Annotated in this window: 19 protein-coding genes; 18 read left to right on the forward strand and 1 reads right to left on the reverse strand. The window is 33.8% G+C overall.

Annotated elements, in window-relative coordinates; translation table 11 throughout:
- The first annotated feature begins 1 nt into the window (after window position 1).
- The 18 genes from acsn021_RS04875 to acsn021_RS04960 all read left to right on the forward strand — a co-directional run bounded on the left by acsn021_RS04875 (window position 2) and on the right by acsn021_RS04960 (window position 22933).
- A complete protein-coding gene (locus acsn021_RS04875) occupies window positions 2-1705 on the forward strand; it encodes a hypothetical protein (protein WP_184090510.1) in 1704 nt (567 codons plus the stop codon).
- A 260-nt stretch (window positions 1706-1965) separates the two neighbouring features.
- On the forward strand, window positions 1966-3210 hold the full coding sequence (locus acsn021_RS04880; RefSeq protein ID WP_184090512.1) for a protoporphyrinogen/coproporphyrinogen oxidase: 1245 nt from the start codon (window positions 1966-1968) through the stop codon (window positions 3208-3210).
- A 14-nt stretch (window positions 3211-3224) separates the two neighbouring features.
- Window positions 3225-4157 carry a GDP-L-fucose synthase family protein gene (locus acsn021_RS04885; protein ID WP_184090515.1) on the forward strand — a complete coding sequence of 311 codons (933 nt, stop codon included), beginning with the start codon at window positions 3225-3227 and terminating at the stop codon, window positions 4155-4157.
- Between the two features lie 20 nt (window positions 4158-4177).
- A complete protein-coding gene (locus acsn021_RS04890) occupies window positions 4178-5539 on the forward strand; it encodes a sugar phosphate nucleotidyltransferase (protein WP_184090518.1) in 1362 nt (453 codons plus the stop codon).
- 59 nt (window positions 5540-5598) lie between these two features.
- A complete protein-coding gene (gmd, locus tag acsn021_RS04895; protein WP_184090521.1) occupies window positions 5599-6669 on the forward strand; it encodes a GDP-mannose 4,6-dehydratase in 1071 nt (356 codons plus the stop codon).
- Window positions 6670-6937: 268 nt separating this feature from the next.
- Window positions 6938-8377, forward strand: coding sequence for an O-antigen ligase family protein (locus acsn021_RS04900; protein WP_184090524.1), 1440 nt, complete (start codon window positions 6938-6940; stop codon window positions 8375-8377).
- Between the two features lie 21 nt (window positions 8378-8398).
- Entirely contained in the window at window positions 8399-9202 is an 804-nt protein-coding gene (locus tag acsn021_RS04905; RefSeq protein ID WP_184090527.1) for a C39 family peptidase, read from the forward strand.
- A gap of 99 nt (window positions 9203-9301) precedes the next feature.
- Window positions 9302-10582: an AI-2E family transporter gene (locus acsn021_RS04910; protein ID WP_184090530.1), complete on the forward strand. Its 1281-nt coding sequence runs from the start codon at window positions 9302-9304 to the stop codon at window positions 10580-10582.
- 83 nt (window positions 10583-10665) lie between these two features.
- Window positions 10666-11829, forward strand: a complete 1164-nt coding sequence (locus acsn021_RS04915; RefSeq protein WP_184090533.1) for a glycosyltransferase family protein — start codon at window positions 10666-10668, stop codon at window positions 11827-11829.
- Window positions 11830-12212: 383 nt separating this feature from the next.
- Entirely contained in the window at window positions 12213-13253 is a 1041-nt protein-coding gene (locus acsn021_RS04920; RefSeq protein ID WP_279289854.1) for an SDR family NAD(P)-dependent oxidoreductase, read from the forward strand.
- 64 nt (window positions 13254-13317) lie between these two features.
- On the forward strand, window positions 13318-13788 hold the full coding sequence (pssD, locus tag acsn021_RS04925; protein ID WP_184090536.1) for a PssD/Cps14F family polysaccharide biosynthesis glycosyltransferase: 471 nt from the start codon (window positions 13318-13320) through the stop codon (window positions 13786-13788).
- Window positions 13776-14276 (forward strand): glycosyltransferase, encoded by a 501-nt coding sequence (locus acsn021_RS04930; protein ID WP_243167767.1) that lies wholly within the window; start codon window positions 13776-13778, stop codon window positions 14274-14276. Before pssD ends, acsn021_RS04930 begins: the two co-directional genes overlap by 13 nt.
- 57 nt (window positions 14277-14333) lie before the next feature.
- On the forward strand, window positions 14334-15605 hold the full coding sequence (locus acsn021_RS04935; protein WP_184090542.1) for a DOMON domain-containing protein: 1272 nt from the start codon (window positions 14334-14336) through the stop codon (window positions 15603-15605).
- 15 nt (window positions 15606-15620) lie between these two features.
- A complete protein-coding gene (locus acsn021_RS04940) occupies window positions 15621-17645 on the forward strand; it encodes an HAD family hydrolase (protein ID WP_184090545.1) in 2025 nt (674 codons plus the stop codon).
- A 38-nt stretch (window positions 17646-17683) separates the two neighbouring features.
- Window positions 17684-18796, forward strand: a complete 1113-nt coding sequence (locus acsn021_RS04945) for a glycosyltransferase (RefSeq protein ID WP_184090548.1) — start codon at window positions 17684-17686, stop codon at window positions 18794-18796.
- 84 nt (window positions 18797-18880) lie between these two features.
- Window positions 18881-20050 (forward strand): glycosyltransferase family 2 protein, encoded by a 1170-nt coding sequence (locus acsn021_RS04950; RefSeq protein WP_184090551.1) that lies wholly within the window; start codon window positions 18881-18883, stop codon window positions 20048-20050.
- A 197-nt stretch (window positions 20051-20247) separates the two neighbouring features.
- Window positions 20248-21507, forward strand: a complete 1260-nt coding sequence (locus acsn021_RS04955; protein WP_184090554.1) for an O-antigen ligase family protein — start codon at window positions 20248-20250, stop codon at window positions 21505-21507.
- Window positions 21500-22933, forward strand: coding sequence for a lipopolysaccharide biosynthesis protein (locus tag acsn021_RS04960; RefSeq protein ID WP_184090557.1), 1434 nt, complete (start codon window positions 21500-21502; stop codon window positions 22931-22933). Before acsn021_RS04955 ends, acsn021_RS04960 begins: the two co-directional genes overlap by 8 nt.
- Window positions 22934-23066: 133 nt before the next feature.
- Here acsn021_RS04960 and acsn021_RS04965 read toward each other — a convergent pair whose 3' ends face one another.
- On the reverse strand, window positions 23067-24701 hold the full coding sequence (locus acsn021_RS04965; RefSeq protein WP_184090560.1) for a methyl-accepting chemotaxis protein: 1635 nt from the start codon (window positions 24699-24701) through the stop codon (window positions 23067-23069).
- Window positions 24702-24952: the final 251 nt, after the last annotated feature.

A 24952-nucleotide genomic window follows, 5' to 3' on the forward strand; every position in this document is an offset into this window, starting at 1 on the left:
TATGCAACCTTATAATTTAAGGAAAAGAATTAACATATTGTTAATGGACTTCATTAATCCTTGGTTAAATAAAGATAAAAAAAAGACAGCGTGTTATACTTGGATTATATTTTCCATTGTATTAGGTATAATTAGTTCTATTAATACAGTGACTCTAACACTTGACGATACATATCTATATCAAAGATTTAATGATTTTGAAGCAAATAAAGGCTTTAGGAAAACAATTTTCACCTTATTCTTAAATTTAGACTTAGCTTCAACGGGAGAGTTGAGAACATATGGAGTGTCTAAAGTAATACATTTTTTATTGCATCATATAGCCAGAGATAATGCGAGTGTTTATCAATTTATTATAACAACAGTACATACTTTATCTGGTATATTGATTTATAAGACATTGAAAAGATTGAAAATTGCTGAATTACCCTGCATATTAAGTGCTATTACTTTTACTTTGAATCCATTTAATCATCTTCAGACTTTTCATCATTGGTCTTATTTAATGTTGCCCTTATACTTGGTTTTATTATATTGTTATCTAGAATTAGGTACTATTCAAAAATATGAGAATGAATGTAAGTTGACTTGGAGAAATTATATATTTAGTTTTATACTAATTTTTATGATAGTCTTTACAGGTGAGTATACTCTACCAATGTTAGGATGCACTGTTTTGTTTTTTATAATTTATAGTATTATTAAACGAAATAAAAAGTTGGTAATATTTTTTATACAGCATTTAGTATACGAAGGAGTATTAGTAATTGGATGGAGTATTCTATGGAAAAAGATTTTATCAGAAAATAGTGTTGGACGATTTGTGGTGCAAAAACTTAATTTTAATTTTTTTTATAATATATTTTTATCTACTAAAGAGAGCTTTAAACGTTTTTTATTCATAGGAAGTAATAACAAGTTAGATATGGGCAAAGATGGCGTTTTTTCTTTAAATATGATGATATTATTTATTACGGTTATATTTATTATGTTATCAATTATATATATATGTTTTAAGGAAAAAATTACTGATTATAATCATCTAGTCTCTTGGAAAACAAGTATCGCGATTACTTGCTTTTCTCTTTCATCTTTTGCTGTATATAGTCTAATGAGTATTATTTATAATGCAGGTATGTCATACCGTTATTTTTATAGTATCTTTTCGTTACTAACAGTAACATTTATTATTTTATTTTTTAGTATATTTAGAAACAAAAAAATTTTGTATTTACTGACTATTTGTATATTAGTAATTTTTACAGGTTATAATGTAATCTGGTATGCATTTTTGAAACCTACTACAGCAAATATTGATAAAGAAATAGTTTCAAAAGTTACATCAGCAGCGAATAATGGAAAGAATACAATGATTGTAATAACGGAGGATACCGTATTTGGAGAGGTATTACTAAATTCAAAATGCTATAGACCACTTAGCGTATTTTCAGAAGCATGGGCGTCCCAGACTTTTTTTAATAACATTTTTGAAAATGTAGTATATATTAGTCCCAAAGATAAGATTGTTGACAATTTAGATAATACAGTTAGTATAATTGGAGATGATATTATCCTTGGTAATAATTATACAACAGATACTTTAACATTTAATAAGCAGGATATATATATTATCAGTAATAATAGATATACTGATGAGCGCAATTATTATACAGATGTTAATGATTATTTAAATTATGAAAGTTAAATTAAATATATACTCAATTAATAAAAATTATATTTGGCATTTGTAACACCATTAGTATATATTGACGTAGAAAGTGAAGATTCTAATTATGGTGCAGTAAGAGATAAAAAATATTCTAAAGACAAAAGTGATGAAATAAATTTATGATTACTTGAGTGAAAATAGTGTATCATACAAAGAGGTGATAGACACAAGTAATATAAACTTCTCAACGACAATTCAAGGTATTGGATTAATTGATAAATAATCGGAGGATATATATGAAAGTTGCAGTATTAGGAGCAGGCGTATCAGGAATTACAATTGCAAAAAAGTTAGTGGAGAAAAATATTGATGTTGTGGTTTATGAAAAATGTAGTGAAGCAGGAGGTCTTGCGAAAACACGTATTACCGATAATTATGTTTATGACTTGCACGGTGGACATATATTTAATTCTAAGCATAAGGAAATTGTAGATTGGGTATTCTCTTTTTTACCAAAAGAGCAGTGGCAATATTCAGTTAGAAATGCTAAAATTTATTTTAATGGTCGATATGTATCATACCCATTTGAATTGTCATTAAGTGAGCTGGAATCAGAAGATGCTACCAATTGTATTTATGATTTTATGATGTCCCAACAAGGAGACGAGCCTGATAACTTTCATGATTGGTTAATTTGGAATTTTGGACAAGCAATTGCTGAGTATTACATGATACCATATAATGCAAAAATCTGGTCATATTCACTTAAAGAGATGGAAACGAGATGGATGCAAGGCAAGATGCCGTTACCAGAAAAGAAAGATATTATCCGTTCACTTTTATTAAAAGATCCAAAAGAGAGGAAAATGCCTCATTCTACATATTACTATCCACTCAATGGCGGTATCCAAACCATGATTAATGCCTTAACAAAGGGATTAGATATAAAACTAAATACGCCTGTAATTAAAATAGAAAATTTGAATGGTAAATGGTTAATTAATGGTGAAGGAAACTATGACAGAGTTATTTCAACTCTCCCGTTACCTATTCTGTCAGATACTATTGAATTACCGAATAAAGTTATTTCTGCTATACGAGACTTAAAATATAACAGTTTAACTACAATGCTTTATAAATGCCCAGAAACAGATTTATCATGGTTATATATTCCATCCAGTGATTATAAATCTCACAGAGTATGTTATCAAGGGGCTTTTTCAACTTATGCATGCCCTACAGGTTGCAGTGCTGCTATTGAAGTTATAGGGAATAAGTTTGAGGTTAAACAAGATATACTTGAAAAACAAAGTATTATCCCTGCGCAACTTGGTTTGTATGACTTAATAGATACAGAATATGCTGAATTTGCTTATGTCATACACGATAAAAATTATAGAAAAAATACAAATATAATAAAAGATTATTTTAATGCAATAGACAATTTCGATTTATTAGGACGATTTGCGACTTGGAATTATAATAATATGGATATATGTATGTTGGATGCATTTAAACTTGCAGAAAATATAAATGCATAAAGGAGTAATATATAATGGATAAAAAGAGTAAGATTTTTGTTGCAGGGCATAAAGGATTAGTGGGCTCTGCAATTATGAGGAAGTTAGAGGAATCAGGTTTTCTTAATATAATTACACGAACTCATAAAGAATTGGATTTGACAAGACAATTAGAAGTGGAATCATTTTTTGAAGAAGAAAAACCGGATTATGTATTTCTTGCTGCAGCTAAGGTTGGAGGCATTCACGCAAACGCTACATATCCAGCTGATTTTATTATGTTAAATATGCAGATTCAATGTAATGTAATAAGTAGTTGCTATAAAAACAATGTAAAAAAGTTAATGTTTTTAGGAAGTTCTTGTATCTATCCTAAAGAAGCTCCGCAACCGATAAAAGAGGACTACTTATTAACTTCACCCTTAGAAAAGACTAATGAAGCTTATGCGTTAGCTAAAATAGCTGGTTTAAAAGCTTGTCAATATTATAATCAGCAATACGGCACGAATTATATCAGTGTTATGCCATGTAATTTGTATGGCATTAATGATAATTTTTCTGGTGAAAATTCACATGTACTTCCAGCATTAATTAAGAAATTTCATGAAGCTAAGGTCAATAACTCTTCAGATGTTGTCATTTGGGGTACTGGAAGACCTTTAAGAGAGTTTTTATTCTGTGATGATTTAGCAGATGCTTGTTTATATTTAATGAAAAATTATTCTGGTAATGATTTTTATAATATTGGATATGGTGAAGAGGTCACTATAAAAGAGTTAGCTGAAATAATAAAAGAAGTAGTTGATTATAAGGGAGAACTTATTTTTGATACTACAAAACCAGACGGTACTTACAGGAAATTAACCGATATAAGTCGTATTAAGGATGTTGGTTGGAGTCCTAAAATAGATTTAAAAACTGGAATTAAGTTAACTTATGATTGGTATATGAAAAATGTAATTGCATAATTTACAATAGGAGAAAAGTCATGTATACAGTGTTACTATCAGGCGGTTCAGGTAAAAGGTTATGGCCGTTATCTAATGATTTAAGATCAAAGCAATATATCAAAGTAATTAATAACGAAAATTGTGAAGAACAGCCAACATCCATGATTCAAAGAGTTTGGAAGCAGCTAACTAAGGCCGGCCTATCAAATAATTGTATAATTACAGCTAGTAAAGGTCAAGTTGAAATAATTAAGAGTCAATTGGGTGATGAAATTAAAATAGCCATAGAACCGGAGAGGAGGAATACATTTCCTGCTGTTGCTCTTTCGTGTTCTTACCTAAAAACGGTATTACATGCGGATGAAAATGATACCGTTGTAATATTGCCAGTGGACCCATATACTGATGATTCTTATTTTGCAAAACTAAAAGAAATGGAATCAATTTTATTGAATTCAGACGCTGATATTGCATTAATTGGTGCTAAACCCATAGAGCCGTCATCAAAATATGGATATATAATGCCAGAAGTATCCGGAAATGAATCCGATTATATAAAAGTAAAAGGATTTCGAGAGAAGCCAACCAAAGAAGGAGCTTCAGAGCTTATTAAGAAAGGTGCATTGTGGAACTGCGGTGTTTTTTGTTTTAAAATAAAAACAATATTAGACAAGGTAAAGAGTTATGGTTTATCAGATGACTATTATCAATTATATAATAATTATTCGGAATTACCTAAAATTAGTTTTGACTATGAGGTGTTAGAAAAGGCGGACAATATAATAGCTGCAGAATTTACAGGAACATGGAAGGACATTGGCACTTGGAACGCTTTAACAGAACAAATGTATAATAATACAATCGGTAATGTTGTTTTACATGAAAGTTGTGAGAATACAAGTATAATTAACGAACTTAAAATGCCTATAGTAGCAATCGGTACTAAGGACGTTGTTATATCAGCTTCTGTAGATGGAATATTAATTTCTGATAAACAACAAAGCACTAGAATAAAGGATTGCGTCGATAATTTTACATATCCACCTATGTATGAAGAGCGCAGATGGGGAACTATTACGGTTCTAGATACATCTGTCAGAGATGGCATTTATACTTCAACGAGAAAAATAAAGATATTTGAGAATATGTCTTCTAGCTATCATTATCATAATGATCGTGATGAGGTTTGGACTATCTTAATTGGTAATGCGGAAGTTATTATAAATGGTATTAAGCAACTATATTCAGCAGGGGATGTAATTCGTTTTCCAGCGGGAACAAAACATGCGGTCAAATCATTAAATGGAATAGAATTTTTAGAAGTTCAAATTGGTCATACATTTGCAGATGTTGATATTAATAGAATCACATTCAACTGGGATGAGATAGATGCAAAATAATGTATTATTAAGTACATTGTAATAAGTGGATTAACAAATATATTATTTGGAGGATTTATATGAAGAAAGCACTAATAACAGGTATCAATGGACAAGATGGATCCTATCTTGCTGAATTTTTACTGGATAAAGGTTATGAAGTATTTGGCATAATTCGAAGATCATCCGTAAACAATACGGAAAGAATTGAACATTTATTTTTAGAAGAGCTGAATCAAACTAATAACAGATTAAAACTAGTTCATGGAGACATGACTGATTCTATGAATGTTGTTCGTATCATTAGTGAAATACAGCCAGATGAAATATACAATCTCGCAGCTCAGTCTCATGTTGCGGTTTCATTTGAAGAACCGGAATATACCGCTAATGCTGATGGAATTGGTACCTTACGTGTTTTAGAAGCTGTCCGTATAGCTGGATTAACCGAGACTACTAAAATATATCAAGCTTCAACTTCAGAATTATTTGGTAAAGTTGAAGAAATTCCACAAAAGGAGACAACACCTTTTCATCCGAGGTCACCTTACGCTGTTGCAAAAATGTATGGATATTGGATAACAAAGCATTATAGAGAAGCATATGGTATGTTTGCAGTAAATGGTATTTTATTTAATCACGAATCTGAGCGTCGTGGAGAAACATTTGTAACCAGAAAGATTACATTGGCAGCAGCAAGAATATCGCTTGGACTACAAAAGAAAGTATCATTAGGTAATTTAAATTCTAAACGTGATTGGGGCTATGCTAAAGACTATGTTGAATGCATGTGGATGATTTTACAACATGATAAACCTGAAGATTTTGTAATTGCAACTGGAGAAACACGTACTGTCAGAGAATTTTGTACTTTTGCTTTTAAACACGTTGGTATTGAAATTGAATGGCAAGGAGAAGGGATTGAAGAAGTAGGTATAGATAAGGTAACAGGAAGAGTAGTTATTGATGTAAGTCCTCAATACTTCAGGCCAGCAGAAGTGGATTTGTTATTGGGGGATCCTACAAAAGCAAAAACGCTTCTTGGATGGGATCCAAGAAAGACATCTTTTGAAGACTTAGTCAGAATAATGGTAGAAAGCGATTTAGATTTAGTTAAATCACAAAAAACACTAAGAAGAGCATTTGATTGATAAATAGTGCATGTTTTTCTATCTATATTGTTAACAGACTACCTGCGATTAAGTTTAGAAATTAATTATATGTAATAACAATAATGTAGTGCTAAGTGTGAGAACACATATGTAATGGAATTTATTATATTATATATGTGTTCTTAGAATTCTTAGTCGGCAATTTAACATAAGAAATAAATAAGCAATTTTCGAGAAGTAATTGATTATTTATTTAAGGATATTAAACAGCTGTTAGCAATTATACGTGACTTAAGGACAAAAACAAATGACTAATATTATTACTAAGATATTTAATAAATTATTATATCTATGCACCATACTATTTATTTTTGAAATGTTTATAGGTTTTAATGGAAAGATGCTGATTTTACTAGGCACACCTATCAGATATATTTTATTTGGAATCGTATTTAGTGGTCTGTTAGTTAAAACTATTATAAATCTTGTAACTGAAATAACTTATATAACTACTAAAGAGAGTCATCCATGCTACAAAGAAAAAGTACGAATAAACAAAATTAGCATATTCATAGATCTCGTAAAAAACTACTTTACATTTTTTGATTTTATATTAGCTCTTTTTCTATTATTAAATATAATTTATGTGTTTGTAGTTCCATTTTTTTCAGGTACATCTATTATTCAAAGCCTTAAGGAAACCAAAGCAGTCCTTTTGGTTCTTTGTTATTTTCCTATTGTTATCTTAATAAAATTAAATAAATTCCCATGGGAAAAATATAGGAAAGCAATAAAAGTCAATGTGATTTTATTAGCTCTTGTACATATTATATTTTATGTTGGGGAAGTAATTGCAGGAGATGCGACATTTGTATTAAATTTATTTCTGAAATGGGAAGAAATAACCTATGGATATTCCCAGCGTCCACTAGTTATGATGCCCAAGGATGGAATTCGCATCATTTACTCCACTGGAATTTTGTTGGTTCTCATCTTTTATTTTACAATAGATTCGCTCAAAATTAAGGATATTGCAATTTTAATCCCTTTGGGAATATGTGCAATTTTTACAACAAACACCAAGTCTTTAATATTTGGAATAGTAGGCGGTATGGTAGTTATTGGGGGAATGCTAATATTTAAGCATATAAAGTTCAAGCAAGCCTCTTTATTTAGGAACTTTATAATCTTAATTACGGTGACAGCGGTATATGCTTTCATTATAGATACGACAATGTTTAATAATTATGTATTTTCAAGAATATCAGTAACATTTGCAACAGCCACTCAAAATGAAGATTTTAGTGATAACACAATGTTTGAGGTATCAAGAGATTCCCAAATTTTAGTTGGAACAAAGAAGTCTAATGAGACTAGGTTAATACAAATTAAGCAATTGCTCAACACCTGGAAAGAACGACCATTATTCGGATGGGGTTATGGAAGTTCAGCTATAAATTATTTAAGAAGTTCAGAAGAAGTGCCGTATATTTATGAGATGACAGGTGTTGCACTGCTGATGAAGATAGGTATAACTGGTATCATGCTGTGGTTAAGCTATTGTCTTTATCTATTATGGTATATATTAAGGAATGTGCTAAGAAATGAGAGAGTAATAGCTGTAACATTTATTGCTGTAGCTCTGGGAATTAGCACGCAGTTTAACCCATATTTATTTGGAATGCCGGGTATGGCTCTATTATTATTTTGTTTTATTGAAATTAAGAGTGGGAATTTGTTAGAATAACATGAATATAGGAGGAAGTTTTTGAGAAAGAAACAAAAGTTTACTATATTTATTATATGTATTTTGCTAATTGGGATAACTGGATTCGGTTATGCAATTACCCATAAGACCGAAGTAAAAAATCAACTAAGACGCTTTCAATATTTTATAGAATTAAGTGAAAGAAAGAATGAAGTGCCCGAATATAAAGTCATATTGAAGAATTATAATAAGTATCCGACTGACCTTCTACAATTAGCACTAGATAATGTGGAGGCAGTAGAGTTCGTAAAAGACTATATTAATGAAAAAGATAAGTCAATCGATATTAACTTAATTGATGACTTTAATTATGATAATGTGCCGCTATTAATACAATGGGACAAGCGCTGGGGATACTCCAGTTATGGTGATAATATAATCGGAATTAACGGATGTGGTCCGACCTGTATGTCTATGGTATACACTGCGCTTACAGGTGACGTATCTATGAATCCTAAGGCGATGTCAGAATTTTGTATGGAATCTGGTTTTTACAATGAGAATGGAACAATATGGACGTTTATGACAGAGGGTGCAAGAATTCTTGGTATTTATTCCAGAGAAGCGGAGTTAAATGAAGAAGGGATGATAAAGGAATTAGATAATAATCATCTAATTATCTTGAGTATGAAACCAGGCGACTTTACTCAGAGTGGTCATTTTATTGTTATTACTGGTTATGACAACAATACTTTTTCCATTCATGATCCAAACAGTATATTACGCAGTAATAAAGCGTGGGATTATAATACTCTCAAAAACCAAACGAAGAAGATGTGGATATTTTCTGCAGATACAATGTGATATATCAGAAAAATACCATACTTATTTAACAATTAATTAATTGCTTTCCACATCTAATATCTGTATAATTATCATAAAGCATCAACGAAAGGAGCATTTATGGGAATTACAGCAGATAATAAACCTCATAAGATGACAAAAGACCAACAGGAACAGCATGAAAAGAATGACTTCCAGTCAGAAAATATGTATGAAACCAATAGACCCTATAAAAAACCGATATTTGCAAATAAGAACTATTTATCTATAAGCCTATACGCACTTATGGTTATAATCATTGGTGCATTTGTTATCTATCTGTTCTTTAATATGAAACAGACAAAGGAAGTAATTGCTAATTTTTTAAATACCTTATCACCGTTTTTACTGGCTTTTTTTATTGCCTTTATGATTAATCCTTTGGTGATAAAGCTACGCAACTTTTTCCAGAATGTTGTAAAAATCAAGTCTAGGGCATTACGGGTATTTTTATCTATTTTTATTTCTTATTTGCTTGTTATTGGAGGATTGACAATTACGATGCTGTATGTAACACCTCAATTAATACAAAGCATTACGGATTTGTTAGCCAATCAGAATAAAATGTATGATGAGATATATGGTTTCTTTACTAGCTTATATGAGAAGTACCCGGACTTGAATTTAGAAACGGTAGTTGAGTATGTTGAAAATATGATACCGGACTTGATTGGACAGGGTACGCAGTTATTAAGTAGTATGATACCAAAGCTATATCTGTTTTCTGTATCCATTATTAAGATGTTTGTAAATATATTATTAGCAATTGTTATTTCTTGTTATATGATATTAGATAGGAAGAATCTGAAATTTAATGCAAAAAGACTAATTTATTCTATTATGTCGGTAGACAGAGCAAATGGCTTCATTGAAACAGGCAAAGAATGTGCAAGCATTTTTAATAAATTTATTGTAGGAAAATTCATTGATTCTCTAATTATTGGTATCCTATGCTTTATCTTAATGTCTATATTACGTTTGCCATATTCCATCTTATTAAGTGTAATTGTGGGTATAACCAATATGATACCTTATTTTGGGCCTTTTATAGGTGCAGTTCCAGGTATTGTTATCTTCCTGCTAATCAACCCCATTCAAAGCTTAATTTTTGCGGGAATGATATTAATTTTGCAGCAATTCGACGGTCTATATTTAGGTCCTAAAATACTTGGTGAATCGACTGGGTTAAAACCACTGTGGATAATATTTGCCATAACCATAGGTGGCGCTTATGCAGGAGCATTAGGAATGTTTTTAGGTGTTCCGCTTATTGCTGTTATTACGTATCTATTAGATAAGTTTATAAAAAAAAGATTGACGCAAAAAAATATTGTGTTAGAAAAAAATCTTGATTCACTCTAAGTAACTTAATACGATCTGCACGATTTCCCACTTTTCGAATATACTGATTAAGTATCATCGGTTTTATTCGGGGGTGGGAATTCTTGTCTAAGAAAATAAAATATATAGCTTTCTATTCAGATAGTAAGGATACATTGCAAAACCGGCAAGCAGCACTGGCTGCAGTTCAGAAGATAAATTATATTAGCGATACCTTAGCAAATAGCGGCTACAAAGTAAATATTATTTCGCCGGCTTGGACAGATAATAAAAAAGGTTTTTACTGTGGCTATTCGAAAAGGATATCAAATAACATCGAACTAACGCTCTTTCATACCTTCAGTTCTGGTTTCAAATACATCCGCATGTTTAAATATATATATTCTCTGATGCAGTTATTTTTCTATTTACTCTTTCATGTCCGCAAAAGGGAACAGGTTTTGGTATACCATTCTATAGCATTAATACTTCCTGTACAAGTTGCAAAATTTATAAAAGGTTTTACCTTAATTCTTGAAGTGGAAGAAATATATCAGGATTTGCAGTATGTCAATCCAATTATGAAGCGTTTAGAATACCACCTAATTCATAAGGCCGATAAACTTATCTTTGCTTCTAAGGAGCTTAATAAAAAGTTTAATAAGGATAAGAAACCGGCAGTGACTATTTATGGTGCTTATACGGTACAAAAAGATAGAAAGGTTTCTTTTTTAGATAATAAAATTCATGTTGTATATTCCGGCACCTTAGATCCCAGAAAAGGTGGTGCTTTGGCAGCGATTTATGCGGCTAAGTATTTGCCTGATAATTATCATGTACACATTCTTGGTTTTGGTTCCCCAGAAGAAATTAAAGATTTGACAAATAGGATAGAAAAGATAAATAAAACTGCAACAGCAGCATTAACTTATGAGGGAATAGTGTACGGTGAGGCGTATAATCAATTTCTACAAAAATGCCAGATTGGACTTAGTACCTATAAATCCCATGAGGACTTTTGCAATACTTCTTTTCCATCTAAAATTCTTACTTATCTATCAAACGGTCTGCAAGTAGTCGCAGGGCAGATACAATCCATAGAGGACGCACCTATGGGGAAACTGCTTCATTATTATGAACAACAAACACCCCAAGCCATTGCCGAAGCAATCGTATCCGTGGATATTAGCCGGGATTATGATAGTAGGTCTCTGGTAAAGGAGTTGGATATTCTGTTTAAAAACGACCTCAATAGGCTGCTGAAAATGAAAGATACGAGAAAAAATTAAGAATATAGAATAATATGTGGTTCTTTTTTTATGACCTGCGAGGAAACAGTCCTCATTGAACAAGCAATATGTTTAAAACTAAAAGTACTATTTGGTAGTATTTTGAACATTTCATACATCGACAGACCAATGAATCGTAGGATTTTAGTTGAGGAATTAAATATATGAATTGGTCTTTTTAAGACTGTTATTTTTACCAGTCTTTTTTCATTTCTATGTATAGATTGCACACATCACCCAAATAACCAAAATTTAACAGTAAAATATTGACAATTAGTAAAACCTTCTTTATAATATCAATCTATAGATATCTCCGCTCGTGAATATTTATTATTAGATATTCTTTCTTATAGCTGTAACTTATAACGAAGAAAGAAGAAAGGGTGACTGTGTTATCTGGTAAAACAATCTTAATTACTGGGGCAGCCGGATTCATTGGCTCCCATCTAACAAAAGCTCTTTTGACCACATATGATACTGTCAAAGTCATTGGAATTGACAGTATGAATGATTATTATGAGGTAACTCTAAAAGAATACCGTCTAAAAGAATTACATACCAAGGAACGATTTGTTTTCGTAAAAGGAAATATTGCGGATAAAGAAATGGTGAATCAGATGTTTGAGCGTTATGAGCCAAATGTAGTTGTGAATCTGGCGGCACAGGCCGGAGTTCGTTATTCTATTACAAATCCGGATGCTTATATAGAAAGTAATCTGGTTGGCTTTTTTCATATTCTTGAAGCGGTTCGGCATTCTTATGATACAGGTAATACGCCGGTAGAGCATTTTGTTTATGCCTCAAGTTCCTCAGTGTACGGTTCTAATAAAAAAATACCCTATAGTACAAATGATAAGGTGGACAATCCGGTTTCTCTTTATGCTGCGACAAAAAAGTCAAACGAACTAATGGCTCATGCCTACAGCAAACTTTATGACCTTCAAACGACCGGTCTACGTTTTTTTACAGTGTATGGCCCTGCCGGAAGGCCGGATATGGCTTATTTTGATTTCACTAATAAAATGGTACAAGGACAGAAGATTTCTATATATAACTATGGTGATATGTATCGTGATTTTACCTATATTGATGACATTGTAACAGGGATTATAAGAGTGCTTGAGAAGATACCATCCGTTAATGAAGAAGGCATAAAATACAAGGTTTACAATATCGGGAATAATAAGCCGGAACATTTACTGCACTTTGTGGATACCCTTGAAAAATGTCTGATGTCAGAAGGTATAATTCATAAACCTGTAAGGCGGGAGCTTCTGCCTATGCAGCCAGGGGATGTTTATCAGACGTATGCAGATGTAGAGGATTTAGTGAAAGAGTTTGGTTTTAAACCCGGCACAAGCTTAGAGGAAGGTTTGCGTCGCTTCTCAAAATGGTATGGTGAATACTATTGTAAAGAAAAATAAACAAAACGACTGGAAACCCTCACCAATATAAGCAGAGCAGGTAATGTTAAGATAGGAGATAAATATGGCTAAAAAGCATAATCGCACCCCAAAGCTTTGTTTTGTATCCTCCTCTGGAGGACATTGGGAGCAATTACAAAAGTTAAAGCCTTTAGCAGATAAATACATAGGATTTTTTGTTACGGAAAAGACCCAGTTTCCCGCCCCCATGGGAAGATATTTTATGAGACAGACAGATTTAAAGGACAAAAGAATGCTCCCTAAAATGATATGGAATTCAGCATATGCGATATTTATCTGGTTAAAAGAACGCCCGGATTTTGTAATTACAACAGGCACTATGGTTGCGTATCCGTTTTACCTGTTGACGGTTCTTTTTCGTAAAAAATTTATATTTATTGAGACCTTTGGTCGTGCCAATATGCCCACAGTTGCTGGAAAACGAATGGAGAAACATTCAGAACTTTTTATAGTTCAGTGGGAAACCCAGAAAAAATATTATAAAAATGCAGTATATGGAGGATGTTTGTATTGATATTTGTTACAGTTGGCTCACGTAATTACCCCTTTGACCGTTTATTTAAAAAATTAGATGAATTATATGAAGATGGTACAATTACGGATTCTATGTTTGCACAGGTTGGGGCCTCTTCATACCGGCCAAAACATTTTGAGTATGAAGATTTTATAGCACCGGAGGAATTTACAGAACGAGTGGAAGCAGCGGATATTGTAGTCAGCCATGGTGCTTCCGGTTCCATCATGAAGGCTTTAAATGCCGGTAAAAAAGTGATTGCAGTTACAAGACTTGAAAAATACGGGGAACATATCAACGACCATCAAATTCAGAATAATGAAGCCTTTGGAAGCAATCGTTTTGTTATTCCGGTATATGAGATGGAGGAATTAAAGAGTGCCTTTGAGAAAATTTATTCCGGTTATGATGGGTTACTTCCCTGGAGGAATAAAGATTCCATGGCCATTGTTAAAATGATAGATACCTTTATTACAAATAACTGGTGAAGTGTCCGTTATTTCTGTGGCTTAAAATTGCAATTATCGAAAGGACATAGTATTTTTATGGATTTATTATGGATAGAAAATGCGGGAAAACAGCTGACTGAGCAATTTCCGGCAATAAAATATGCTTGTAAACGTATTTATCAACTTGGTATGTTCACTATATCAAACGAGAAAATAAAGGCAGAAGGTGAAATTATTCGAGTATCTCCAGAGGATGGTTATGAATATTTTTTTGGATATTATGATAAATCCCCTTGGGATGCCACGAACCGCTATATGATTGGGTTAAAGGTGAGGCAGACTTATAAACAAACTGCGCCAAAAGAGATTGGAGAAATCGTATTATTGGACAGCCATAATAGTTATACCCCGATTACAATTGCTAAATCCCATTCCTGGAATGTACAGCAAGGTTGTATGGCGCAATGGCTTGGACCGGATTTTAAAAGCCGAATCATTTATAATGACTGCCGGAATGGACGTTTTTGCTCGGTGGTTTTCTCAGTAGATACGATGAAAGAAGAACGGGTTTATGAACTGCCGGTTTATGATGTAGCAAGGAGCGGTGAATATGCTCTTAGCCTTGATTTTTCAAGACTTCACAGGATGCGTCCGGGCTATGGTTACTCCAACCTGACAGAAGATACTAAAAATATATTCTGTCCGGATAAACCTGCTATTCGCATATTATATCTTAATAGCGGTAACATAGCCGACCTAAAGAATTATACGGATTTTGCAGCATTTGAACCGGATGAGACGATGCAGGGTGCAGAACATAAAGTGAATCATATCATGATTTCACCTGATGGCAGTCGGTTTATGGTACTCCATCGATGGTTTCAAAAAGGAAGGAAGCATACCAGACTGGTTACAATGAATGCTGACGGAAGTGAAATGTATAACTTGTCTGATACTGTCTTTGTATCCCATTGTTACTGGAAAAATAACAGAGAGATATTGTCGTTTCTTCGTAAGCCCGACGGCGGTGACCATTATTACCTGTTAAGGGATCAATCGCAAGATTACAGAATGTTGTGGCCAGAGTTGCATACGGATGGACATTGCAGTTACTCACCGGATGGTAATTATATTATTACAGATACCTATCCAAACCGGAAACGGTTAGCTTCCGTCTATTTGTGCAGGGAGAATGGTAGGCTTCAAGGGGAAGCAAAGCGAATTGCCAGAGTATTTGCTCCGTTTCGCTATGATAATAATACCCGGTGTGATTTGCATCCACGATGGAATCATACGGGCGATAAGGTATGTATTGATTCGGTACATGAGGGAAAGCGGGCATTGTATGTTATACCAATAAAGAGGTAAGAGGTGGTAGTCGGTATGCAGAGCAATTTAAAAGTGATGGCAAAAGAAAGAGTAAGAACACTTCCTCCTCTTAATATAGAGAAGATAAAAAAGTGTATAGAGGGGTATTCCTATGTATCATTTGATATTTTTGATACCCTATTAAAAAGAACAGTAGAGAAACCAAGTCATATCTTTTATTTGGCAGCAGAGGAGTTTAAGAAAAGAACTGGGCAGGTAATTCTTGATTATGAGACTATGCGCAGTAAGGCTGAAATTCATGCCAGAGCTGTATTAGACGATAAGAAGTCAAAAGCAGGGCAGGAGTCACCAATACATTCGGAAGAAATCACTCTAACGGATATCTATAGACAGATTAACGGGCTTACCGTGCAGGATAAAGAAATCTTGATGCAAATAGAATATGATTTGGAACTACAACTATGCTGTGAAAATAAGGATATGAAAAAGCTTTTTGAATGGTGCTTAGAAAATAATAAAAAGGTGTTATGTATCTCTGATATATATCTGCCTGCATCATTGATTGAGGAAATGCTTACCAAATGCGGATATACCGCATATGATAGGCTTTATCTCTCCTCTTTAACCGGATTTAAAAAAAGTACCGGGAGCTTATTCTTGCATGTATTAAAGTCTTTAAAAATATCAGAAAAAGAACTAGTACATATTGGAGATTCGTTTCAAAGTGATTATTTGGCGGCGAATAAGCTTGGGATAAAATCGGTCTTAGTGCCAAATAAAATCAATCAGTTAAGCAGAGATGTAGTATCAGACGTTTCCCCAAAAGATAAATTAGCATACCAAATACTGCAAGCTATGATAAACTGCACTATGCCGTCAGAACAAGACGAGTATTACAGGTTTGGTTATGAAACTTTTGGTATTCTGCTGCATCATTTTAACAGGTGGTTAAAGAAGGACTTGGAAAAAAGAAATATATCTAAAATATTTTTCTTTTCCAGAGACGGTAAAATAATGAAGGCAGCCTTTGATACCATGTATCCGGAGAGTGGACTTAAAGAGCACTATATTTGTGTATCGCGAAGAAGCTTGCGTGTACCTCAGTTGTGGTTTCAATCGGATCTTAACAGCATTGTTTATGGTTTCCCGGCAGCAAAATATATAACCATGGAAACATTTTTAATAAATATTGGTTTAGAACCGGATAAGTATATGAAGGAGCTAAAGGAATGCGGGCTAACTCTTTCAACGGTAGTTAAGCGCAGCGAGATTTCAGCCAGTGAAAGCTTGGTTGCCTTCTATGGGAAGATAAAGCCGGATATGGTTGCGAATTCCAGGAAGGAGTATGACAGTCTTCTTAGATATCTTAAGGCGAATGACTTTTATGGTGAAGTGGCTGTAGTGGATATCGGTTGGAGGGGGTCTCTTCAATATTTTTTACAGCAGATTACAGAACAAGCAGGAATACCAGTAAACATGCACGGCTATTACATCAGTCTATCAAAGGATGCAAAGTGGGACTTGGATATACAGGGTTATGTCGGTAATGACGCTGGGAAAAATGGGTGTATGGTTTGGAAACCTTTTGTAGGACTGGCAGAAACCTTGTTTATGGCTTTAGAGGGTTCAGCAAAAAAATATACCTGTTCTGATGCCAATCATACCATAGAACCGATATTGTATCCGTTTGAGTATGTGAAAAATGGGAAGCTTTTGCCGGAAGCGCTGCATGTAAAAGCGATTCAAGAGGGCGCAATTTCCTATATAAATACCCTTAAGCATTACCCTACTCTCACAGAGCTTACAGTATCTTCTCTTTCAGCATTTGCAAAGATTATTGCAGTTGGCAATACACCCAACCGTAAGGAATTAAATATGTTTGCAAACTTTCAATTTTTAGATGAAAAAGTAACCTATCTGGCAAAACCAGCAAAATTAAAGTTCTATTTAACAGCTCCTAAGCAGCTTAAACAAGATTTGTGGAGCAGCAGGTGGAAGGTTGGATTTTTAAAAAGACTCCTCCATCTACCGTTTAATTATGTAAAGCTTTATAAGGTATTAAGCAGCCTTAAAGAGTGAACATAGCTTAACCTGATGAAGAAGTGGGGTAAAGATAGATGGAGAATAAATCGGTTAAAATCTTGATTATTGGTCATACGGGTAAAATGGGAGGCGTGGAGACCTTTATTCGAAATACTACTTTATTTTCGGACAAAGAGAAGGTGCAGTTTGACTTTTTAATCCATGGCTATAAAAAGTGCCTCTTTGCAGAGGAATTTAGTATTTTTTATAACAACACAAATCACATTTATTTTTTACCAAAGTACAAGTTAAATCCAGTGAAGACCATTGCGGCACTATGGAAGTTTTATAAAGAGCATCATGATTATAAGTATATTCACATAGAGACAGGGGCAGCGACTGAATTACTTTATTGTTTTCCTTATTATCTCTTTTACGGCATGAAACTAATTATCCATAGTCATAATGGCGGTAACAGTGAATCAAAACTGATGCAGAAAGCACTAATCCCCTTGGTGAATGTAATTGCAGACAAAAAACTTGCCTGTTCTGATGCGGCGGCTGTCTTTATGTTTGGTAAAGTGTCTGCTACTGAAGCAAAATTAATCTATAACGGTATCGATGCGGATAAGTTTCGATATTCTGAAAAAAAGAGGAAAGATTGCCGGGAAAGTTTCAATATTGAAGAAACTGCATTGGTTGTTGGACACATCGGAAGATTTTCAAAACAAAAGAATCATACGTATTTAATTGAAATATTTGAAGAGATTAACAAACGACAATCGAATGCTTTTTTATTGCTGACAGGAACAGGTGAATTAGAAGGAGATGTAAAAGAGATAGTGAAGAAATATCAATTGCAGTCAAAGGTTATATTTACAGGTTTACATGATGATACGTCAGATTTTTATAGTGCTATGGATGTTTTTGTTATGCCCTCTCTTTATGAAGGACTGCCTATAGTTGCTATTGAAGCCCAGGCTTCCGGGCTTCCCTGTGTCTTTTCTGATAAGATATCTGAACAGGTAAGACTTACGGAACAGACTGAAATGCTTGCCTTGGAGGAAGGGGTAAGTATATGGGCGGATAGAATCCTTTCTTTGTATGCTACGAATATAGACAGACATAAAGGTGTCAAGACAATTCTTAATAGGGGGTATGATATCCACGATACGGTCAGACAATTAGAACAAATATATCTTTCTTAGAGAGGAGTAAAGAATCTTAAGTTTTTAAATTCTACACGGCGTACTTAATATTGCAAGAGTTAAGGTACATGGAGGTAGTGTACGATGCTAAAAATAATTAGGGATAGTATTATTCGAAAGCTTCCATTTCTATGCTATTTAGATGGCTTAATTCATTCCGGTAAAAGAAAAGGTTTCTCTAAAAAAAATCTGGAAAAAAAGGTAGAAAAGGCTTCTGACGGTGGAGGATATATCGGCTTTGATAAAAAATACATAACCGGGTATCTGAGCACCTTAAATCGTTTTATGTGGGCAGAACCGGAGCATGCTGCAGTTGTTACAGCATTCCTGGAAGCAAAAATCGGAATTATAAAAGAAGCATTTGCTAAGGATTCTCTTAAAGAAGAGGATGTTATAGTTATCTGCCTTATAAAGAATGATATAAACCGAATAGCAGATTTTCTAGAACATTACAGAGCCATAGGGATCACACACTTTGCTTTTATAGATAATATGTCTTCTGACGGAACAAGAGAATTTTTAATAGCGCAGGAAGATGTGAATGTGTATTATACAGAAGTTACGTATACCACACATAACCGGGAAGGCTGGATGAACAGAATCTATGCTTATTTTGGTCAAAAGCATTGGTATTTGTGTGTGGATTCTGACGAATTGTTTGTTTATATGGATTGTGAAAATAACTGTATTCAGGATTTTATGAAGGACATAAAAAATAAGAGTATGAAACGGGTTAGAGCATTGATGCTTGATATGTATTCACCAAATGACCTGTTTGCCTTTGGGGACAAGAATAGGGATTCCATGCGTGATTATAGGTACTTTGATAAAGAGGGATATGTACCTGTATCCAGCTACCGTTTGGATTTAATACATGGAGGACCTCGCACCAGAGTTTTTTCCAGGTATAATGAGGATTTTAACTGTACCTTAACAAAATATCCTCTATTCTTTTATACAGAAGGTGATTTTCAAGGCTGCTCCCATTATCAATTTCCTTATTCCCGTAACTGTAATACGCCTTGTTACTCCGTTTTATTGCATTATAAGTTCATGATTTCAGATATGACAAAATACAAGGAGAGAGTAATTGCCGGTAATTACGCCAATGGAAGCTTGGAGTATAAGACGTATCTGGGGGCAATTCATGGAGAGAAGAAGGTTAATTTTATGTCTGAAATGACAGAAAAGTACTGTGGTTCTTCTACATTAAAAAAACATAGGCTGCTTGAAGAAGTCCTTAGCAGGGAATGACGGAACTCTAATATTTTCACACCTTAATTTATTTGTTGATTCTGACTGATTCCGTCACGTAAGACTTTTAGGGCTGTTCAAATTTTTGAATAGGCCCTAAAAAATTGAAAGGCACAGGTATTAGTTAAAAAGACAAAAGACGTTTTTAAACATCTTGATCTTTATGTGTACTATAAAGTACACAGATGGGAGTTAATATGACAAATACAACCTTAAGAATACGAGTACCCCAATACAGTATATATGAGTGTGTTGTAATATTGTTTCTTTTGGCAATTCCGTTACAGCCTTTGTTTACCAGATATGGCTATTATGCCGTCGGTGGATTGTGTATGGTACTCTTTGTCTGGGGTATTAAAAGATTTCGGTTTATTCAGTTTGAAGTTTATTATGCTCTCTTTCTCACCTACTCCATTCTATCCGTTTATCGTTCTCCTAACGGTTCATTTGCCATGATTCGGGCAATGCTTATTAGTTTTTGCTTTGCCGTTTGTGCGATGAAGTTATTATACGGAGTGATGGGGAGTGTTGATAAAACGGTAGATTTTGTGAGTTACTGGATGATAAAGGGCTCTGTATTCATCACTATATTTTGTATACTATATGAACGTCCGTTTCACATCGGTGGGAGTAGATTAGGAACAACTGTTTTTGCAAGTTATGGTTCCAGAATGTTTCTAACATATGCTCTAACTCTTAGTATGTTATTTCTGTTACAAAAAATAATGACCGGTAAAGCGGTGAGATGGAATTACCTGGAGGTACTTATAGTTTTTTCAGGAATGGCTTTATCCGGCACAAGAAAATTACTTCTTATTTTTGCAATATTTGTGGTGGTTTATTATTGGATTGAGAATAGAAAAAGGGCTCTAAAGATAATGAAATTTTTAGCTTTAGGAGGCTTTTCTATATTCGTTTTATACTATCTATTTACCAATGTAACTTTTTTATATAACAGTTTTTGGGTAAGGTTTCAAATGCTTTTTGATTTTTTAGAAACCGGACAGGGAGATTCTTCTGCCAGTGTACGGTTTCAAATGATTAAGGATGCTTTTCAGACCTTTATGTCTAATAAACTTTTCGGGGTTGGTACCGATGGTTTTAAAGCTTTGTTCGCCTATGAAGGAGTACGTTTATACTCACATAATAATTTTGTTGAATTGTTATGTAATTTAGGTCTTACGGGTTTTCTGTTATTTTATATACCCTACTTTACAACGATTGGTAAATTAGCAAAAAGGATAAGCTTAAAAACAAAATATGGAAGTTTCTTTTTAGCAGCCTTACTGAGTATTTTAGTATCTGAATTTTTTACCATTACCTATTATCAGGTACCTTTTCTACTGTTTTATGAACTGGCAGCATTATATGCAAAACATGGGGCAGAGTCTTATCAGATAGAGACAGCTTATCCTAAACAGACTGTAAAACATTCGGAGGAATCCTGCTATGAGTGAGGATAAGCGAAATCAAAAACTAATCAAGAATACGGCAATTCTTAGTGTGGGAACTATTTGTACCAAAGGTTTGATGTTTTTGATGACACCGTTGTTCACACGCTGGTTGTCGCAGGAGGGATATGGAACCTTTGATTTGTTATTAACCTATGTTACCTTACTGATGCCTCTGTTTACTTTGGACAGTAACGAAGCTGTATTTCGATTTCTTCTGGATACGGATGAGGATAAAAAACGGAAAAAGATTATTAGCACAGCCTCTTTCCTTAACCTGACAGGACTTTTAATTTCTTTCATTGCAATATCAGTTATAGCATTATTAAGGACAGAAATACGGGGCATACTGATTTATTTTTATATCTTACTGGTGGCTGAAACATTCTATACTATAACCACAAGAATTGTGAGGGGTATTAAGAAAATACCCATATATGCTATATGCAGCCTGCTTTTTGTTATTGCTATGGCCGTGTCCTCTTTTATATTGATACAAATATTGCAAATGGGACTACAAGGGATAATATTAGGGTACACAATCGGTTATGTTTTTTGTACGGTGATAATGCTTGTTGTATCAAGAGCTTATGCGTATATTTCAATTTCAGGATTTGATTTTTCTTTACTAAAGGATATGTTACGTTATAGTATTCCTCTTCTGCCGGCTGAAATCTCCTGGTGGATTGTTAATGTATCGGGCAGAACCATTATCAGTATCTTTTTAGGCACTTCATATAATGCAATTTATGCTGTAGCCAATAAATTTCCTAATTTATGCCAGACTCTGTTCAGTGTCTTTCACCTGTCATGGCAGGAGAATGTTGTAGAGACCTTTCAGGACCAGGACAGGGATGTATATTACAGTTATATATTCAATGGAATTATTACAATATTAAGCTCCATATGTATGGTTATAATAAGTATGAATTTTTTGATATATGAAAAACTGTTTCAGCAGGAATATTTTACAGGATACTATATAACACCGTTATTGGTGGCTTCCGTCTTATTTTCCATGCTGTCCCAGTTTTTAGGCAGTATTTACTTGGCACAATTCAATACAAAAAAATCCGGTGGTTCAGCAGCAGTGGCAGCAGTTGTAAATATTATTATACATCTGGCACTTATAAAGGGGATTGGATTATATGCCGCCGCAATTTCCACGGCAGTCTCTTATTTTTCTTTATTTCTGGTAAGGTACTTTGATGTAGTGAAAAAGGTGAGGCTGGTCATCTGCAATAAGACAAAGATTTGTCTTATCCTTTTAGTGTACTTTGTAGCGGCAAATTATATATATATAAGCTGGTTTAACTGGATAAATGTATTGGTAGCTGTAATAATATTTTTCCTTATTAATAAGGAGATTGTAACAACGTACTGGACAAAAAAGTATAAGTTAAAAAAACTAAAATTCAATTTATATAGATAGAAGGTTTCGAACAGAAAAATCTGTATGTAAGGATAAATAATGATTGGCAATCGTAGACATTATGGATTACATAAACTTTAAAACAGGGACGTTTTTTATTAAATTATTTTAGTTATGAGCTAGGAGCGGCTAATTATAGACTTCCTTTAAAATGAATCATTGTGGAAGCCTCTAAACCGCATTGGATGATACCCTTTCCATCAGCCATAGCTATTCCTGCGTACTTAAATAATTTGCCGTCTATATCACGAAAGGCAGTTTTTTGGTTTACTTCAATGGAAGAGGTATGCAGAAGCTGTGAGAACTCATAAGTTTGGCTGCCTGCTTCCGTACTACATTGAAATCCAATAATGTCTTTATTATTACTTAAAAAAACAACCCCATTCTCGTCAAATAGGTGTATTTCCGTTAGGCCGCTTTTAAATTGAATGTCCATTAAATCTTCATAGGTTAAAGGTTTTTTTGCATGTAGACTAGCAATTTGGTGACAGACGGAGAGCATTTGATTTCCTATGACGTAATCGTATTTTTTCATAATTTCATCCAGATTTAATGAAACCTTTAATAACTCGTTTGTACTTTTTTGATTTAATTTAGCATCTTCTAACTGTGTTTCAAGTACACTGGCTATTTCCTGAACGGAAGCAGTTCCGATATGTCCTTTTTCTGCGGCGGTGGCTGTGCTTTGCGATATGGTGTCTGTGGCATTTGATTGTTCATTCACATCAATAGATATTTTTTCGATTAAAGTTACAGTATCCGTTAGAGTATTCATCATGTTTTTAAAGTTATCGCCGGTGGAGGCAGCCAGTTCCACACTCAGGTCAGCATCCAGGCGAACCTGCTTCATTGCCGCAACAGCATCTGCTATCTCCTGCCAGACCATCTGGATTAATTCATTGATTTCATCGGTTGCCGTTTTAGATTCCTCGGCCAGCTTACGAACTTCATCAGCAACGACAGCGAAGCCTTTCCCATGCTCTCCTGCCCTTGCAGATTCGATTGCCGCATTTAAGGCAAGAAGGTTGGTTTGCTGTGAGATAGAGGCTATAGTATCCGTAATGGTACCAATTTGCTTTGAGGTTTGCTCAAGTTCAATCATTCTTTCATAGGATGCTGTAATATTTTCCTTCATTTGCTGCATGGAAGAAGTAACCCTTTCCATAGCTTCACTTCCCTTTACGGCATTCCGATTGGTTTTCTGTATACTTTTAACGGCTGCGGAGCTTAAGGTAGTAATATTCATACTGCTGTCAGCTAATTGAATGGTGGTACCGGCTATGTCATTTAACATACCGGAGCTTTCTTCAAAGAATTGTTTGATTTCATTTAAACTGTAATTGAGATGTCCCATGCCGTCAGCAGTTCTGCCGGAAGCAGAATTGATAATATCCGCGGACATCTTAATGGATACGGCGGAGTTTAATAATTCATGAACCCAATTATTAAACATACATCTTAGAGCCTCAAATTCCTCCTGTACTAATTGAAACTCTCCTCGATTTGATGTTCCATGAAAACCTACTGTAAAATTACCTTCATTAAACTGAGACAATATATACCTAATCTCTTGCATAAATTTTACAATTTTTTGGTTTCCGAAGAAATTAATAAGACAAACAGTAATACTGGATAGGAGGATAAATGCCAAGAAAGCTTTTGTCTCATTTAGTGTACCTCTATTTGTCATACGAGATACGCTGTAATAGATAAGAGTGTTTGTAACAATCAATAATAATACTTGCAGGAAATCCAGTCTTTTTTTCATAAAATGCCCTTTCCCATACCTGCATATATTTTAAACGCAGGCACAAATTTTCTCTTTTGATATAAAAAAGACGTCAAAACAAGGCTAATTGTCTCAACGTCTTTATTGAATAAAATACATATGTAATTAAAAAATATCTAGATTTTATAATTTACTATATTACCACAATCTCAAAAGAAAAACCAGTACTAATTGTAAGGCTTTAAGAAATAGTATCTGTAGGTATTAGTCAGTTTATGATTTAATAAGTA

Source organism: Anaerocolumna cellulosilytica, from assembly GCF_014218335.1.
Taxonomy (GTDB): Bacteria; Bacillota; Clostridia; order Lachnospirales; family Lachnospiraceae; genus Anaerocolumna; species Anaerocolumna cellulosilytica.